We start from the raw sequence: 18,681 nt of genomic DNA, 5'->3' as shown, positions 1-18,681 counted from the left end.
TGAGAAATAATAAAATGAAAGTTTAGTAAGGGGGTAGATATGAAAGACAGTGCTATTGAAATCAAATTCAATGCCAAAGATAAATTGAAAACGGACAATTATGTCGTTATTGGCGCAGAGGATTTTATATTTTCTTCACACTTGGATGAAGCTAGGCAAAAATTATGGCAAGACTGGGAAGATTTGGGATTCGATAAATATTTGAAAAATGGATCTCATTTTCGCTTCAGACGTTTCAACTACTTTTATTTTCATCCAAAAACCTGTGAGGTGATAGCCTTTCCAAACACCCCTTATTATCAATCTGAAGAACTCAATAGCTATGTTGGTGGTATTTATCGGCATTTCGCACCAATGCGCGAAGAGACTAAAACCAATATCTTTCTACATGAAATTATTCGCGCCCATTTTAACCAGTTTACCCTAACCGATGAAATGGCAAACAATCCATGGCAGCTAGATGTTCACCAGGTTCGAATTATTAGTACAGACGATGAGATAGGGGAGCCGACTCCCGAAGGAGTCCATCACGACGAAAATAACTTCGTCAGTATGCATTTAATAAAGAGGGAGAATGTTGTCGGAGGGGTAAGCTCAGTTTATGGTAAAAATAAAAAACCGTTGACCTCAATGACCATGAGCGAACCAATGGACTCGTTAATTGTTTGGGATACCAATGTAATGCATGCGGTAAGTCCGATAACACAGGCACAAGCCGGTAAAAACGCAATTCGTGATGTACTAATTATTGGATACACTTGCGAACCGAAACTGAAGCTTCCTTCAGAGGAAAGTATGGAAAGTTTTGTTCGCCGCCTTAAAGGGCAATAATCAATAGATCGCAAGTCGGAAGCATTGAGCTAAAGGAAATAAGTTTCATGCAATCAAATACGCAGTTTTTAAAGTATCTTGTAGAGCTAAAAATCTCTCTATGGCTGGAGGGTGAGAAATTGCGTTTCCGTGCACCAGCTGGCGTCATGAATGACGATATCAAGAGACAACTGATAACGCGGAAGCCAGAATTGATAAAACTGCTGCAACAGAGGCAAGCGATTGAGAGCATTGAGCTGAAGGCTTTTGACCGAAACGAGCCCATACCACTGACCTATGCCCAGCAGAGGTTATGGTTTTTAGACCAGCTAGAACCCTCAGTGCCATCTTATAATGTATGCGACGCCCATCCTATCAATCATGAAATTGATATCGCAGCCCTTAGCAAGGCAATGACCAGCCTGATTGCAAGACATGAGTTGTTACGTACCGTATTTCAAGCAAATGATGGTATTCCAGAGCAAAAGATTCTACCACCCTTTGAAATGACGTTACCGCTGGTAGATCTAACTCACTTAGATTTGGGGCAGGCACAACAAGAAGCACTGCAGATTGCCGCCGATGAGGCGAAAAAACCTTTTAAACTCGATAGTGAACCACCGTTAAGAGTAAAGCTGATTAAACTCGCAACAGCGAAATATATTTGGCTGTTGAGTATTCACCATATCGCTAGTGATGACTGGTCGAAAAAAACACTGAATCAAGAAATCGAAAAACTGTATGTTGCTTATCGTGATGGAGTTCCACCTATTTTACCTCAGTTGTCGATTCAATGGGCGGATTTTGCCATTTGGCAAAGACGTTGGCTTACGGGAAAGAATTTAGATAGCCACTTGGATTACTGGTGTGAACGCTTGGCCGGTGAAATACCTAAGCTCAAACTCGTCGAAGACAACCCTAGGCAAATACCGGCTAACGGTGCCAATGGTAAGTTCTATCTACCTCCGAGCATCTGCGCTGAATTGAGATCGTTTAGTGAAAAAGAAGATGTGACTTTGTTTATGTTGTTGCTAGCCAGTTATGGTGTATTGTTGCAGCGTTATACTCGGCAAGACGACTTTATTATTGGCACGCCTATCTCCGACCGCCATCAGATTGAAACCGAAGGGCTTATTGGCTTTATGCTTAATACGTTGCCGCTGAGGGTTCAGGTGCCTAAAGGGATAAGTTTTAGAGAGCTATTGGCTCAAGTTAAAGAAACTTGTCTTGGTGCTTATTCGTATCAGAGCGTTCCATACGAAAGTTTACTCCAGAAGTTGAATGTCGAGCGGACTACGAATGGCAATCCAATGTTCGATACCATGATTATTTTGCTTAATACACCAGATCTCAAACTGGATAAAAGCGAATTATGGGGACCGGATACATTGGAGCCGTATCCGGATATTACCGACGATGCCGTCGTTTACCAGATGGAGAACTCTAACGGCACCACGAAGTTCGATTTGTCTATAAGTTTTATTGAGCACCCGAAAGGGATTTGGGGAGTCACCGAGTATAATCAAGACGTATTTGACGTACATTCGATTCGTGGTGTGATAGAAAACCTGATAGTACTGCTACGTTCTGCGATGGCTAATCCACAATCGGAAGTGCACGAGTTATCAATGACTACGACCGCTGAGCGTGAGCGAATGCTCAAGCAGTGGAGTGTGGGTCCAGTAATGGATCTGCCGACGCAATTGATACATCAGTTGGTAGAGAATCAGGCGGCTAAAAATGGTGATTGCATTGCAATAGAATCGCCTGAAGAGAATGCCATGTTGAGCTATGGTGAGCTCAACGTTAAAGCTAATCATTTGGCTCATTACTTAGTAGCTCAAGGAGTGACCCCAGGTAGTCGAGTAGGTGTATTCTTACCTCGCACCTTAGAGCAGTTTGTGGCGATTCTAGCGATTTTAAAAACTGGTGCGGTTTATGTGCCGTTGGATATCAGCTGTCCGATTGAGCGAATGCGGCTGATCGTTGACGACTCTGCGGTAAAGCTCATGATAAGCACTAAAGAGCATTCTTCAGTATTGCCTGAAGGTATGTGTCGTTTTGTGTTGATGGACGAAGTCGAATCGGCAGTGGCTGAACAACTTGATGGTAATTTGGATATTGCGGTCAAGGGAGAAGACGCTTCTTGTATTTTATATACCTCAGGTTCGACCGGTAAACCCAAAGGGGTCGAACTTAACCATGTGGGGGTAGTGAATTACGTGATAGGCGGTGCTTATGATTACGGTACCGACATTGGCGCTCGGATGCTGCAGTTTGCCTCGGTAGCGTTTGATGCGTTTTTAGAAGAGGCGTTTGTCGCGTTTTATGTTGGGGCAATCTTGGTGCTGCGACCGGAGAGGATGCTCGATTCGACAGAGATTTTTACCGGGTTTTTACGCCAGATGGATATCACCACTATGGTGTTACCGACAGCTTATTGGCATGAGTTGATTGCAACGCTCGACAAATATCCATTACCGGAACGCATTACGGACGTCGTGATCGGGGGCGAACGGGCGATACCAGAGAAACTTAACCAGTGGCAGCATCATATTGACGGGCGGATACGGGTGTTCAATACCTATGGCCCGACAGAAGGTAGTATTGCTATTACCCGAGCGCTGCTACCGAGTGCGCCGGAGGTTGATAAAACGGGCCATGAAGTAAGTATCGGTCATGCAGTGGCTAATACTACCATCTACATCCTTGATGAGAATATGGAGGCTGTGCCGCAAGGAGTGGCTGGCGAGGTTTATTTAGGCGGTTACGCGGTGGCTAACGGCTATATCAATAGACCGGAAATGACCGTCCAGCGATTTGTCAACACGACGTTTCTAGCTAAGAGTGAGCGTTTGTATCGTACCGGAGATTTGGCCCGGTTTTTAGTCGATGGCAGTTTACAGTACTTGGGACGTATCGATAACCAGGTGAAAATTAGAGGCAATCGTGTCGAGCCAGATGAAATAGGGTCGCTATTGCAAGAGCATGCATCTGTAAAGGATGTCGTAGTGTTGGTGCGTGAAGACCATCAGAGCGAGAAATGTTTGGTAGCGTACTTTGTGCCTAACGCGGATAGTGAACTCACAGGAAGTGAGTTACGGAATTACTTAAAGCCGCTAGTGCCAACCTATATGGTGCCGGCAGATTTTATTGAGCTGGATATGTTCCCGCTGAATATCAACGGCAAGGTAGACAAAAAGGCGTTGCCAGCACCGAGTTTTTCTGTACGACAAAGCATATATCTCGCGCCGCGCAGTGAACGCGAGGTGCAATTGTGCGGCATTTGGCAGGTGCTATTGGGGATTCCTTCGGTGGGGGTGAACGATAATTTTTTCGAGCTTGGGGGACATTCGTTGTTAGCCACGCGTATCATCGCGCGGATTAAAGAGGAAATGGGTCTCGACTTACCTCTTAGGCGTTTATTCGAATCGCCGACGGTATCGGAATTGGCGGTCACGCTGGATAAACTGGCTGACTCGGGCAACGATGACATCCTAGCTATTTCGACGCATCCGTTACCACCGTTAACGGCGAGTCAGCAGCGTTCTTTATTCCCATTAGCATTTGCCCAAAGTCGGTTGTGGTTCCTCCACCAGATGGAAGGGGCGGGGCGGGCCTATAACGTTCCTATCGGATTGCGTTTGTTGGGCGCGGTGGATGTAAGTATGGTCAAGCAGGTACTTAATCATATTGTCGAGCGGCATGAATCGCTACGTACTCAATTTATTGAGTGCGACGGTATTCCGATGCAACAGGTAGTGAGTGCTGCAGAGATCGGTTTCGAAATGACTGAGCAGGACTTAAGTCGTTTGTCAGCCCCTGCTTCAGCATTACAGAAGAGGATAAGTGACTTTAATAACATACAGTTTGATCTAAGTGCAGGGCCGTTGGTACGAGCCAAGCTGGTGAAGCTATCGAGTGAAGAGCAATTGTTGTTGCTGGTGATGCACCATATCATCGCTGACCATTGGTCGATTGGGCTATTTATAGATGAGTTCAAGGCTTTATATCACGCCTTTGTCGCAGGTGAACCGTCGCCGTTGTCACCTCTGCCGGTACAGTTTGGTGATTATGCCCGATGGCAGCAGGATTGGTTTACAGGCGAGGTGGAGCAACGCCATATTGAATACTGGCAACGCAAATTGGCTGGGGCTCCAGCACAGTTGCAGTTAGCGACGGATTATCCGCGTCCAGCGGTACAGCAGTTTGAAGGTCATGCTATTGATTTTTCTATTGATGCCCATTTGACTGATGGATTACGTCAGATCAGCCGCAAATACGGAGTTTCACTCTATATGGCGGTTATGTCAGCTTGGGTCATTTTGTTGAAAAAGCTATCTGGTGAGCGGGATGTTGTCGTTGGCACGCCATCGGCCAACCGGCCGAAACAAGAGACTGAGCAGATGATCGGTTTTTTCATCAACATGCTGGCAATACGGGTAGATTTGCCAGACGATTTAGATGTGAAAAGTTTGCTAATCCAAGTGCGCGATACTTTTTTAAGTGCTCACGAGCACCAGCAATTGTCGTTCGAGCAAGTAGTCAAAGCCGTTAGTCCAACCCGTAGTCCAGCCTATAGCCCATTGTTTCAGGTAATTTTTTCTTGGCAGATGTACCATGGTGAAAACACTAAATCGCAGGTCGAGCCTCAGTCAATTGTCGACATAGGCAAGTATGACATCGGTTCAGTCATTACTGCGAAGTATGATTTAAGCCTGTATATGGAAGAACAAAGGGATATGTTGGTAGGCAACATTGAGTTTGCCACGTCGTTGTTTAAACCAGAGCGCATCGAACGGTTTATCTCTTATTTTAAAAAGATTCTCGAAGCGATGGTATTTGATGCCGGTCAGAGAGTCGATAGCATTGATGTTTTATCGTCACATGAACGTCATTCGTTACTTTATCACTGGAACGACACTCAGGTCCCCTATCCTCAGGGAGAGCGTATTTATCATTTATTCGAGCGACACGCGCAAAGTCAACCTGACGCTATCGCGTTAAGCTGCAGAGGAGACATCATTAGTTATGGTGAGTTAAACGGCAAAGCTAACCGATTAGCGAAATACTTGGTGGAAGAAAGGGGGGTTAAACAAGAGCAGTTTGTCGGTATCTACACCGACCGATCACTGGACATGGTGGTCGCTATGTTGGCGATTTTGAAAGCCGGTGGCGCCTATGTGCCGTTAGATCCAGAGTACCCACTATCGCGCTTGACTTATATCACTGACGACACGGCAGTTGATACTGTATTGACTCAAGTCAAATGGAGAGACCAGATAACTCCATTTGGGCCAGATCAAGCAGTGTTTATGGATGATGCTTCGTTTCAGAACCAGCTAAGCCATTACAACTCGGACAATTTAGATGACAAGCTTTTGGGCTTAACCGATAGCCACTTGGCTTATGTTATTTATACCTCAGGCTCAACCGGTCAGCCGAAAGGTGTGATGATAGAGCACCGCAATTCTCAGGCACTCATACGCTGGAGTTTGGACAATTTCAGCAAAGAGGAATTAGGCTGTGTCTTGGCATCGACATCGATGTGTTTCGACTTATCAATATTTGAGTTATTCGTCACCTTAAGTAGTGGCGGCCAAGCGATTATAGTAGAGAACATTCTAGCGCTGACAGAGGTGCCGATAGAAGAGTCGCTGACGATGATCAATACGGTGCCTTCCGGTATTCGCGCCTTGCTTGATAGCGGTACGATACCCGCTAGCGTAAAAACCGTGAACCTAGCCGGTGAGCCATTATCAACTGTTGTTGTCAACCGTCTGTATGACGCTGGCATTAATAAAGTATATGACTTGTATGGCCCTTCGGAAGATACCACTTATTCGACTTTTGCACTTCGTAAACGTGATGGTGAGAATACAATTGGTCAGCCGATTCACAACACTCAGGCGTATGTGGTCGATGGCAACCAACAGTTGGTACCACTTGGGGTGAAAGGTGAATTGTTACTTGGTGGAGCAGGTTTAGCGCGAGGTTACCTCAATGCCGAAGAGATGACAGCGGCGAAATTTATCCCAAACCCATTTAGCGATGATCCACAAAGTCGTTTGTATAAATCAGGCGATTTGGTGCACCGTCAGCCGGACGGCAATTTAGTGTTTGTCGGTCGTATCGACCATCAGGTGAAAGTTAGAGGCTTTCGTATCGAATTGGGTGAAGTGGAAACTGCGTTATTAAGTCATTCAGGCGTAGGCAATGCACTAGTGATGGCTCAGTACGACGAGAGCCAACAGGTGCGCCTAGTGGCTTATTACACGCCGGTAGATGGTGAAGTGCCCGCAGAGCAATTGCGCAAATATCTCTCAGGCCATTTGCCGGATTACATGATGCCGAGTTTTGTCATCATGCTACAGTCTTTCCCATTGTTGCTAAACGGTAAGATAGATCGTAATCGTTTGCCGACGCCAGAGCTGGAGATCAATCGAGCGGAGTATGTCGCGCCGACCACCGATACTGAAAAGCTATTGGTTGGCATCTGGCAGGAGCTGCTAGATCTCGAACAAATCGGTATCCACGACAACTTTTTCGAATTGGGTGGTCATTCGTTGTTGGCCACCAGTATCATGCTTCGTATCAAGCAATCCGTTGAGATCGATTTATCATTACGCAGTCTATTTGAAGCGCCCTCTATAGCCGAACTTGCAATCGTAATAGAAGAGCATGCTGCCGAAGATGGAAGCAAGAGCTTGCAAAGCCATCTACCTGCTATTGAGTCGAGTGAATCTCGTGAGCAATTCCCGTTGTCGTTTGCGCAAAAACGCTTGTGGTTTATCCACCAAATGGAAGGCGCTAACCAAGCTTACAATATTCCAGTAGCGTATCGTGTCAAAGGTGTACTGGATAGCCAGGCGGTACGCGACGCGCTGAATAGCATTGTCGAGCGACATGAATTATTACGCAGCCGTTTTATGACAGTAGACGAAGTGCCGGTACAACGGGTGATGGCGGCAGATGAATCCTATTTTATGCTGGATGAAGAAGATCTATCCGTACAGGAGGATGTTATTTCGGCATTGGATGCTCGATTGGGTGAGTTATGCAAGGTCGAATTTGATTTGTCAGGTGAGCACCTTATTCGTGGCTCGTTATTGAAGTTGGCTGAAGACGACCATGTGTTGTTTATCGTGATGCACCACATTCTGGCCGACCGATGGTCGCTGGGATTACTGACATACGAATTCAAGTGCTTGTATCAGGCCTTTGTGACCGGAGAACCATCGCCGTTGCCACCTTTGCTGGTGCAGTTCGGCGATTATGCTCAATGGCAACAAACATGGTTCAGCGGCGAAGCGATGGCTGAATATGTTGACTACTGGCGAGGTCAGTTGGCAGGTGCACCGGGCCAACTACAAGTGGCTGCGGACTATCAGCGTCCTGCTGTTCAAGACTTTAGTGGTAGCGCAGTTAGCCTTGAACTTGACGAAACTTTGACCGAAGGGTTACGGCGTTTGAGCCGTCGTCATGGTGTGTCGTTGTATATGGCTTTGATGGCGGGTTGGGGCGTATTACTGAGCAAGCTGTCTGGCGAACAGGATATTGTCATCGGTACGCCTTCAAGTAATCGACCAGTAGGTGAGCTGGAAGGATTGGTAGGGGTCTTCATCAACATGTTGGCAATCCGTCTAGATGTGTCGGGCAATCCGAATGTTAAGACCTTGTTGAAACAGGTTAGAGAAACCTTCTTAAATGCTCACCACTATCAGCACTTACCCTTTGAGCAGGTGGTTCAGGCGGTAAGCCCGGCGCGGAGTGCTTCTTATAGTCCATTGTTCCAAGTGATGTTTTCTTGGCAAAGTGCGCAAGAGGGGCAATCAGGACTTGATGATGATCACGGTTTATCCTTGTCTACCTATGGTTTAGACAGCACAGTAACAGCAAAATACGATTTAAGTTTGCACCTAGAAGAGCAGTCGTCACGGATCGTCGGTAGCATTGAGTTCGCAACGGCATTGTTCAAGGCAGAAACCATCGCACGTTATATCGGTTACTTCCAAAAAGTGCTTGAGGCTCTCGTCAGTGGCGCCGAGCAAAGAGTCGACCAGATTGACGTTCTATCGGCGGTGGAGCGTAACGAATTACTGTGCAGCGGCAACGAGAGTCAGTTCCGTCGAGGTACAGGGCAGCGTTTATACCAACGCTTTGAAGCACTGGCGCAAAGCCAACCAGAGGCGATAGCCTTAAGTGCCAAAGGGCAGGATATCAGCTATGGTGAATTGAACGCCAAGGCGAATCGCTTGGCCTGCTACTTAATTGAAGTGCGTGGCGTAAAGGCCGAGCAGTTTGTGGGTATTTATACCGATCGGTCGTTAGACATGGTGGTGTCAATGTTAGCGATTATGAAAGCAGGCGGCGCCTATGTGCCATTAGATCCGGCATACCCCTTGTCACGTCTGCAATATATTATCGCTGATACTGGGGTAGAAACTGTATTAAGTCAGACTCAATGGCAAGAGACGCCGTTTGACGATGAGCAGGTGGTGTATATCGATAGCGCCGAGTTTGAGCAGACCTTGAGTGGCTTCAGCGCTACGGATTTGAATGCGGAAGACTTGGGTCTGGTTGATCGGCAGTTGGCGTATGTCATTTATACGTCCGGGTCAACGGGTAAACCCAAAGGGGTGATGATAGAGCATCGCAATGCCGATGCGTTGATTGAGTGGAGCTTGAAGCAATACAGCCAAGATGAGTTGAGATGTGTTTTGGCGTCGACATCAATGTGTTTTGATCTCTCGGTTTATGAGATATATGTGACGCTGAGTAGTGGTGGCCAGGTGGTTGTAGTTGAGAACATTCTATCACTGATCGACGACTCGGTGAGTGCGCCGTTAAGTCTGATTAACACGGTGCCATCAGGCATTCGGGCGTTGCTGGATAACCGCGCGTTACCAAATAGCGTAAAGACAGTGAATTTAGCAGGTGAGCCGCTCAACGGGGATTTGGTAAACCGTTTATATGATACTGGTGTGAATAAGGTCTATGACCTCTATGGTCCCTCAGAGGATACGACGTATTCGACGTTTGCACTACGCGAACGTGCTGGCGAGAACACCATTGGTTTGCCGATAGACGAAACCCAAGCTTACGTGGTTGACGCCCATCAGAAGTTGGTACCGCTAGGTGTCAAGGGCGAATTGTTGCTTGGCGGTGCAGGCTTGGCAAGGGGATACCTCAATAGTGCGGCTATTACGGCAGAGAAATTCATTAAAAACCCATTTAGTGATGAACCCGATAGCCGTTTGTACAAAACTGGTGACTTGGTGCGTCGCTTAGAGGATGGTCGTCTGGTGTTTATTGGACGATTAGATCATCAGGTAAAGGTACGGGGTTTTCGTATTGAACTAGGGGAAGTGGAAGTTGCGTTGTTACGACATGATGACATCAATAGTGTGCTAGTTCTGCCCCAGTACGGCGGCAACGAACAAGTACGTTTGGTGGCTTACTATACGGTGGTGGATGGAGAAGTGACGGCGGATACCTTGCGCCGGTACTTGTTGGAGCAGCTACCGGATTACATGGTACCAAGCTTGATGGTGTTGTTGGATGCTTTCCCGCTGCTACCGAACGGAAAGATAGACCGTAAGGCATTGCCGAAACCGGAGCAAGACTTTGACTTGGCGGATTACGTCGCGCCAACCAAGGATACTGAAAAGCTTTTGGTGGACATTTGGCAGGATCTGTTAGGTATCGAAAAAATCGGCATTTACGACAACTTCTTCGAGTTGGGCGGCCATTCGCTGTTGGCTACACGAATGATCTCCAGAGTCAAAGAGTCGTTGTCGGTTAACTTGCCGCTGCGAGATATATTTACCGCATTAACGATTGCTGAGCTTGCAGGCGTAATAGAAGAGTTAATAATAAACAATGAGGAGGAGACCGATGCTGGGACGCGGAATCTGGTTCATATCGTTCCGAGTGATGAGCGAGATACTTTCCCACTGGCTTTTGCACAGAGCCAATTATGGTTCCAGCATCAAGTCAATGGTGCCAACCTAGCCTACAATATTTCGCTGGGTTATCAACTTAAAGGCAAGCTGGAGTTTGCTGTGGTACAGCGAGCATTGGATGAGATAGTCGCGCGTCATGAGTTGTTGCGTAGTCGCTTCATTTTGCTTAACGACGAACCGGTACAGCAAGTCTCTAAAGAGAGCCAATTTGAGTTAGGATACGAAGACCTCTGCGATTTTGATGACAAACAACTTAAGCTGAGCGAGTGGATGGAAAGACTTGTCAGCCATGAGTTTGATTTGAGTGCAGGTCCAGTGATATTTGGTCAGTTGGTTAAAATGTCAGAAAATCAGCATGTATTGCTGATGGTTATGCATCATATTATCGCGGACCATTGGTCAATCGGCTTGTTGATTGAGGAGTTTAAAACCCTCTATACAGCGTTTGCTAAAGGCCAAACTAACCCATTGGCACCGCTGGCTTTACAGTTTGGCGATTATGCTAAATGGCAACATGACTCTCTGGGTGATGACGGGATCGAACAGCAAGTACAGTACTGGCAGAATCAATTAGTTGGTATTCCAGATTTTCTACCGGTACCTGCCGATTATCAAAGACCTCCGGTACAAGACTTTAGTGGTGGTTCAATCGACTTGCTCATTGACGAAGAGTTGACTGCTCAATTGCGTCAAATCAGTCGTGAGCACGGCGTATCTTTATATATGGCCATGATGAGTGCATGGGCGCTACTGTTGGGCAAAATTTCCGGTGAAAAAGATATTGTCATTGGAACGCCTTCTGCTAACCGCCCAGTTAAAGACTTGGAACAAGTCATAGGTTTCTTTATCAATGTCTTGCCGATACGAGTTGATTTATCCGGTGAACCATCGGTTGCACAATTACTCACGCAGGTCAGAGATACGTTTTTTGCTGCACATGATAATCAGCTTGTTTCTTTCGAACAGGTTGTGCAAGCCATTAGTCCAGCAAGAAGTGCTGCTTTCAGCCCGATCTTCCAAGTTACATTTGCTTGGCAGAAAGCGACGACTAGGAACGTTGAAACCGAACATCAAACAGGTCTTTCGGTGCAAAGCTATGAAGTCGATGGTGGTAGCAGTGCCAAATATGATCTTTCTATGCATATGGAGGAACAAGACGATGTCATTGTCGGTAACCTGGAATTTGCCACCTCGCTTTTCGATAGAACAACGATTGAACGTTATATTGCATACTTCCAGCAAGTATTACGGGCAGTTGTGCAAGATACTAGTGCACCCATTAATCAGATAGATATTGTATCGAGATCTGAATACGACAAGTTGGTTTACGATTTTAATAGCACCGATGTAGCTCTGATAGAAGATAAATGTTTTTATCAACTCATCGAGCAATATGGTAGGTCGACGCCGGATGCTCCAGCCGTTGTATTCAATGAACAACAGCTTAGTTACGGCGAACTTAACGCTAGAGCGAATCAATTAGCTCACTATCTTCAAAATGAGCGCGGCGTCAATGTCGATGTTCAGGTCGGTGTTTGTTTTGAACGTTCCATCGAAATGATAATTTCTGTGGTCGCGATACTTAAAGCTGGTGGTGCTTATGTTCCGCTTGAACCGTCTTATCCGCAAAGTCGTTTGGCGTACATGATGGAAGACTCACAAATGACTACTGTCTTGACCAGCACCGAAATGAAAGATAGATGCGATTTTGCCGATGATATCGCTGTATGTGTTAACGACGATACTATGGCAGCGAAGTTGCGAATGTTGTCGATCGATTCCCCAGTTAATGATGCTACACCTGACTCTTTGGCCTACGTGATTTACACGTCGGGCTCTACGGGTAAACCTAAAGGAGTTGCTTGTCATAACCGAGGTGTAGTCAGCTTGCTTGAATTTATGCAACGGATTGCTCCGTTGCCACAGGGAGCCCGAGTCACACAAGCGGCCAGTTTTAGTTTCGATGTTTCGGTATACGAGGTCATGAGTGCCCTGTGTTACGGTCACTGCCTAGAAGTAATCGAAGACAACACCCGAATGAATACCGTTAAGTTGTTTGGACTGTTGGTTGAACGGCAAGTCTCGAGTTGTTTCTTACCGCCAGTTTATGTTGGCGAATTTACCAACTATCTTGAGCGTGCGACTAAAAGACCGCCGCTAAAACGGTTGCTTGTCGGGGTCGAATCACTCGCGATGAAACAATTGCAATTGATTAAAGAGTTGTTGCCTGAGGTTGAAATTCTAAACGGCTACGGTCCTTCAGAATCAAGCATTTGTTGCAGTATCTACCAAGTTCGTCATGGCATAGATACTGAATGCAAAGTGGCTCCAATCGGCAAGCCAGTCACCAATAACAGACTATATGTTTTAGATGACCAGATGCGTGTAGTACCTCAAGGTGTGGTTGGGGAGTTGTATATCGGCGGTATGGGTCTTGCTCGTGGCTACAACTATAGTCCGCAGATGACCGAACTGAGGTTCTTGCCAAGCCCGTTTGTCGAAGGTGACCGATTGTATAAAACCGGTGACCTATTACGTTGGAATAGCCGCGGCGATTTAGAGTTTGTCGGGCGTGCTGACCAACAGGTGAAAATACGTGGATTTAGAATCGAGCTGGGAGAGATCCGTCATGTGTTGATTGTCCACCCTTCTGTGGACGATGCTTTGGTAGTGGTTCAACAACAGGATGATGGTGACAAGCAGCTCGTCGCTTATTTGGTTTGCTGTCAAGAGTCGAATCTTGATGAAGCTGCGACCGAACAACTAATCGTAGAATTGAAAAACCAAGTGGCACTGACCTTACCTAACTACATGATGCCGGCTGCCTTTATGCCGATAGAACGTATTCCGCTTACCATCAATGGTAAGGTTGATCAGCGGGCGTTGCCACGGGTAGATATATCTGCCTTGAGTAGAAGCAAAGAGTATGTCGCTCCAAAGAGTGAAATGGAGTGCTATCTTGCCGAGGTTTGGCAGCAGGTGTTGGATGTCGGGCAGGTCGGTTTGCACGATAACTTTTTCGAGCTCGGCGGACATTCGATGATGGCCACTAAAATCATCGCCAGACTACGCGGAGATAAGCAAATAGAAATGGCCATTTTGGACATTTTCAATTACTCAGAGTTAGGAGAATTTGCTCAGGCTGTTGAGAAACAAGCTGAGCAAGGGTTGGAGATACCAGCGTTTGCACAAGATGACGACAATGATGAGGCAGATATTGAGGTTGTTGAACTATGAATATCCTAAAGAAACTGCTTAATTACAAATCATTGTCGATTTATATCAATTGGACCGATGAAAAGCTTTCTATCGAAGCTAATCGCGGAGCGTTGACTGATGAGATCAAGCTTGAACTAAAGTCGCTCAAACCATCCATTATCGAAACCTATGAACAGTTGGGGATCCAGTCAAACCGACAACTGGCGCCAAGCACTTATTCGCAAAATCGATTATGGTTTATCGATGCGTTGGGTCAAGGTTCGAACTATTACAACATTATCGAAGAATTGCACATCGATAAGTTCTTGGATGTTTCGTCGCTTAAGCGAGCGTTGACTGAGATTATTGCGCGTCATGAGATTTTAAGAACAGCTTACGTAGAAGAAGAAGGCAAAGTCTATCAAGTGATTCTGCCGTTGCCCGAGTTGCCGTTGGAAATTGTTGATCTCTTTGAACTCCCAAGAGAAAAAGCTCTGCTCAAAGTACATGAATATATGGAAAGAGAAGCCGATCATTGTTTTGATTTGTCTGCTGGTTTACCTATTCGCTTCACATTGTGCCGTTTCAGTGAGTACGAAAGCTACCTGTTGATCAATGTTCACCATATTGCATCTGATGGTTGGTCTCAGGATCTAATGCGCTTAGAACTTGATACCTTGTATCACTGTTATCTTAATAATCAACCCTGTCTTCTAGAGCCGCTTAAGGTGCAGTTTGCTGATTATGCAGTTTGGGAAAACAAGTTCTTTAATCATGAGCTTAGACAAAAACAAATAGACTATTGGCACAAGAATCTCGAAGCGGCGCCTTTGGTGCACAATCTGCCGTTGGATAAACAACGACCGAAGGAGCAAACCTATGATGGTGGTATGGTCGAAAGCCAATTGCGGGGTAAGCCTTTAGCAGATTTGAAAGCGCTGTGTGCAAAGTACAACATGACTTTGTTTATGGGTGCCAGCGCGATCTTTTCCTTGATGTTAAGCCGTTTCAGCAACGAGCAGGACGTGGTATTTGGTTCATCCATTTCTAATCGAGATAAACCTGAAGTTGCTAAGATGATAGGTTTTTTTGTCAATACCTTGATTTTTAGGATTCAGTTTGAAGGCATCGAGACATTCGAGCAGTTGATGCTGCACTCTAAGGAAGTGGCACTTGGTGCCTATACTCACCAATATATGCCATTTGATGAATTGGTCAAAACCTTAAATCTCAAAAGATCTTTGGCTTATGCGCCGTTATTACAGATCTATTTTGGTCTTGATACCGTGGATAATGTGGATGCTGCTAGTAATACTATGAGTAGTGAGTCGAAGCCAAATTTTAGTATGCTTAAAACTAAATTCGACCTGTCTGTGTCCAGTTTTGAAGATGGTGAGACGTTGAAAATCTTGTGGGGCTACAACATTGATTTGTTTATGCCATCAACGATAGAAAGAATGGCTAATTGTTTTGAGCATTTAATCCATGCAGTTACGTCTAAGCCGGAGGCAAAGCTGTCGGATATAGCGACGCTTCCAGTTAAAGAAGCTATGGCAATACCTGCTAAGGCGACAAAAAGCATTTTAGGGCACGAGTGGCTGGAGCGACAAGCGAGAACACGAAGAGGACATGAAGCTTTGGTCGATGGAGATCATGTACTCAGTTATGCTGAGCTTAATGCCTGGTCGAATCAATTAGCACGAAGCCTAGTGCAAAAAAGCGATTTGCGCGGTAAAGCAGTGGTGATATGTATGGCACGTTCAAACCGTTTGATCGCAACGGTATTTGCCGTGCTGAAAGCCGGAGGTTGTTACATTACATTAGATCCTGATTATCCGATCGGTCGAATGCAATGGATGTGTGACAAAAGTAATGCCGCATTAGTGCTGCTGGACAGTGAACGTCACTCTTTGATGTTCGAAGGATATCAAAGTCTGGATGTGCGTACTTTGGAAGATCAGCTTGAAGCACAGGCTGAAGATGATTTGGCGCTAGATATTGATGATGAGGAGTTGGCATATATCGCATTTACGTCGGGGTCGACGGGAGAGCCTAAAGGGGTAATGATAAGTCACGGTAACCTTCAGTCGTATTTGAGTGGTGCATTAAATGCGTATGGTATTAACGGCGATGACCGGGTATTACAGTTCTCGACGATGTCGTTTGATATTTTTGTTGAGGAAGTGTTTGCCACGATAGCGGCAGGAGCAACGTTGGTGCTGCGCAATGACGAGATCGTCAGTGACGTGAACGCGTTGTGCGATTTCACGGCTGAACAGAATATCAATGTGATGAGTTTACCGACGGCATATTGGCACTCGTTGTGTGAGGTACTGCCGCAGCTTCCAGACGATGCGTTTAAGTCGATACGGTTGATGGTGCTAGGTGGTGAAGCGATGTCTAAGTATCAATTGCAGCGCTTTAAGGCTCGCTTTGGCGAGTCGATAAGGATACTTAATACCTATGGTCCTACAGAAGCGACGGTCGTGGCGACTGTGTACGACACCTGTAATGATATTGAGGGAATGGCAAGTGTGCCAATAGGACGTGCAATAACAGGGACTGTTTGCTACGTAATAGATAAGCAAGGACATTTATGTCCTCCAGGCGTTATAGGGGAATTATACTTGGGTGGTCATGCTGTGGCTCAAGGATATTATGGCGCAGAGGCGCAAACGGCGGATCGATTCGTGGCGCTGGCAGCTTTGCCGCAAGCCGGGCGCTTGTATAAGACAGGGGATAATGTCCGGTGGTTGGATGGTGGCGAGATCGAGTTTTGTGGGCGCAGTGACGAGCAGGTGAAGATTCGTGGATATCGAGTCGAGCTAGGGGAAATAGAACGGCAGTTGGCGGCCGAGCCAGAGGTGGATTCGGCGTTGGTGTTGGCGGTTGAACATCAAACGGGTGGAAAGCAGTTGCTCGGATATATTAAGCCTAAGGATAACGTCGAGGATGAGCAAAGGTTTATCGCGGGCATCAAGGAAGGATTGTCACGACGAGTGCTCGAGTTTATGGTGCCGCATGTGTATGCGATAGTGGCGGATTGGCCGCTAACTGATACTGGGAAAGTAGATAAAAGGGCGTTGTTGAAAGTCCAACAATTGATGTTAGGTAAAGAAAGGGGCAAAGCCGAGAATGATACAGAAAAGGTTCTGGTAGAGATTTGGAGTGATCTATTGGGAGTGCCGGGTGAGCAAATAAGTGTTGACGACGACTTCTTCGAGCTTGGCGGATATTCATTGTTGACATTACGGATGGTGGCGCAAGTCGAAGATCGGTTAGGTCAATCATTACCTGTGAAGATATTTTTTAAATATAGCACCATCCGTACGCTAGCCAAGTTTCTCAATGGCGAAGAGGAGCACCATAGTGGTAGCTTACTTAAGCCGTTGGGTGATGCTTATGAGGGGTATCAGACCGTTTATGCGATACCGGGGATTGCCGGGTTGTCGAATACTTTTACGGCGCTCGCCGGCCAGGGAAAACGATATCGTTATAGGGTCTTGGCCTTCGACCATCAAGGAGTGTTTGGTGAAACCCCCATATTTGACAGTGTGGCGGACAATGCGGTGGCGTTTGCTGCGAATATTCGTCAGCAACAAAGGGTGGGGCCTTATGTGGTGCTTGGCCACTCTTACGGCGGTGTGATAGCTCTAGAGACGGCTAGGCTATTACGTAGAGAGGGACATGAAGTAAAGGCGGTGCTACTAGATACTTATTTTGAGCAGCAAAAGCTCAAACGTAACGAAACCGTTGAAGTGACATCTGAGCGAAATGATGCGGCAATGCCTGAGATGATATCTGAGAGCCTGACAACGCTGTATAACAAGCAAACCACGTTGTTCGAAAAGTATCGCATAGAGGAACTGGATGGTTTGGACTGTTTGTTTATCTTCGCCAAAGGTAATGGTGTGGATATACAGGCGTATATCGACTATCTCGAAAAGACGATCAGCGAATCGGTGAACTATCGTATTGTATCAGGAGATCATTTCGGTATGCTGCAGTCTCAATACGTTGGAGATTCGGCGCAATTTTTGGCTCAATTTATACATGACGCCAGTGTGGCAGATTAAGTCTTATCCAAAATTACGATATAAATGCCGGTGCTGTATTATTTTTGTCGAAAGTCGGTATGTTATAGCTCTCTAGCTAACTTAAGCCATCGCGCTTCATAACGTAGAAGCTTGATGCTCGTCAGTAGAACCTCACTATTCATTGAAAGGTTTAAGCAAACCATGACCAAGGCTATCCGGCCAGTGCGAGATCGCGAACATTTATTAACCAGTTAAGCAGCTAAATAATGGATAGATTTGACGATCAGTTCTAGTCGTGATCATATACTCTCTTATACGGAGAGCCGCGATGAGCCTGACTTTGCTGACTGACCACTTTGCCGACATTGAAGACCCAAGACAAGCATCAAAAGTAACCTATAAACTGTTTGATGTCCTGTTTTTAATCCTGACTGCGGTGATTTCAGGCGCAGAAGGCTGGGAAGAAATCGAAGATTTTGGCCACTCGCGACTGGAATGGCTGAAAAAGTACGGTGATTTTAGTTATGGCATACCGGTTCATGACACTATCGCTAGGCTTGTTTGTCGTATCGACCCGCAAGCGTTACATCATGTAGTTGCCCCCGCTAAAACGGACAATGCTAACTTGCCATTTTGAGAACTCGATACTCTCGCGGTGACATCATTTTTAA

General features: G+C 46.1%; 4 protein-coding genes. All 4 read left to right on the top strand.

What is annotated here, in order from left to right:
- Positions 1 to 39: 39 nt before the first annotated feature.
- Entirely contained in the window at positions 40 to 831 is a 792-nt protein-coding gene (locus tag A10D4_RS11085; RefSeq protein WP_008489590.1) for a 2OG-Fe dioxygenase family protein, read from the top strand.
- A 47-nt stretch (positions 832 to 878) separates the two neighbouring features.
- Entirely contained in the window at positions 879 to 14,012 is a 13,134-nt protein-coding gene (locus tag A10D4_RS11080; protein ID WP_008489589.1) for a non-ribosomal peptide synthetase, read from the top strand.
- A complete protein-coding gene (locus A10D4_RS11075) occupies positions 14,009 to 18,049 on the top strand; it encodes a non-ribosomal peptide synthetase (protein WP_008489588.1) in 4,041 nt (1,346 codons plus the stop codon). Before A10D4_RS11080 ends, A10D4_RS11075 begins: the two co-directional genes overlap by 4 nt.
- 289 nt (positions 18,050 to 18,338) lie before the next feature.
- Positions 18,339 to 18,647, top strand: coding sequence for an ISAs1 family transposase (locus tag A10D4_RS11070; protein ID WP_008489587.1), 309 nt, complete (start codon positions 18,339 to 18,341; stop codon positions 18,645 to 18,647).
- Positions 18,648 to 18,681: the final 34 nt, after the last annotated feature.

The organism is Idiomarina xiamenensis 10-D-4, from assembly GCF_000299895.1.
Lineage (GTDB): Bacteria > Pseudomonadota > Gammaproteobacteria > Enterobacterales > Alteromonadaceae > Idiomarina > Idiomarina xiamenensis.
This window is presented reverse-complemented; position numbering and strand designations above follow the sequence as displayed.

Coding starts and splice junctions, on each gene's coding strand:
- A10D4_RS11085 (WP_008489590.1), top strand. CDS start 40: ATGAAAGACAGTGCTATTGAAATCAAATTCAATGCCAAAGATAAATTG.
- A10D4_RS11075 (WP_008489588.1), top strand. CDS start 14,009: ATGAATATCCTAAAGAAACTGCTTAATTACAAATCATTGTCGATTTAT.
- A10D4_RS11080 (WP_008489589.1), top strand. CDS start 879: ATGCAATCAAATACGCAGTTTTTAAAGTATCTTGTAGAGCTAAAAATC.
- A10D4_RS11070 (WP_008489587.1), top strand. CDS start 18,339: ATGAGCCTGACTTTGCTGACTGACCACTTTGCCGACATTGAAGACCCA.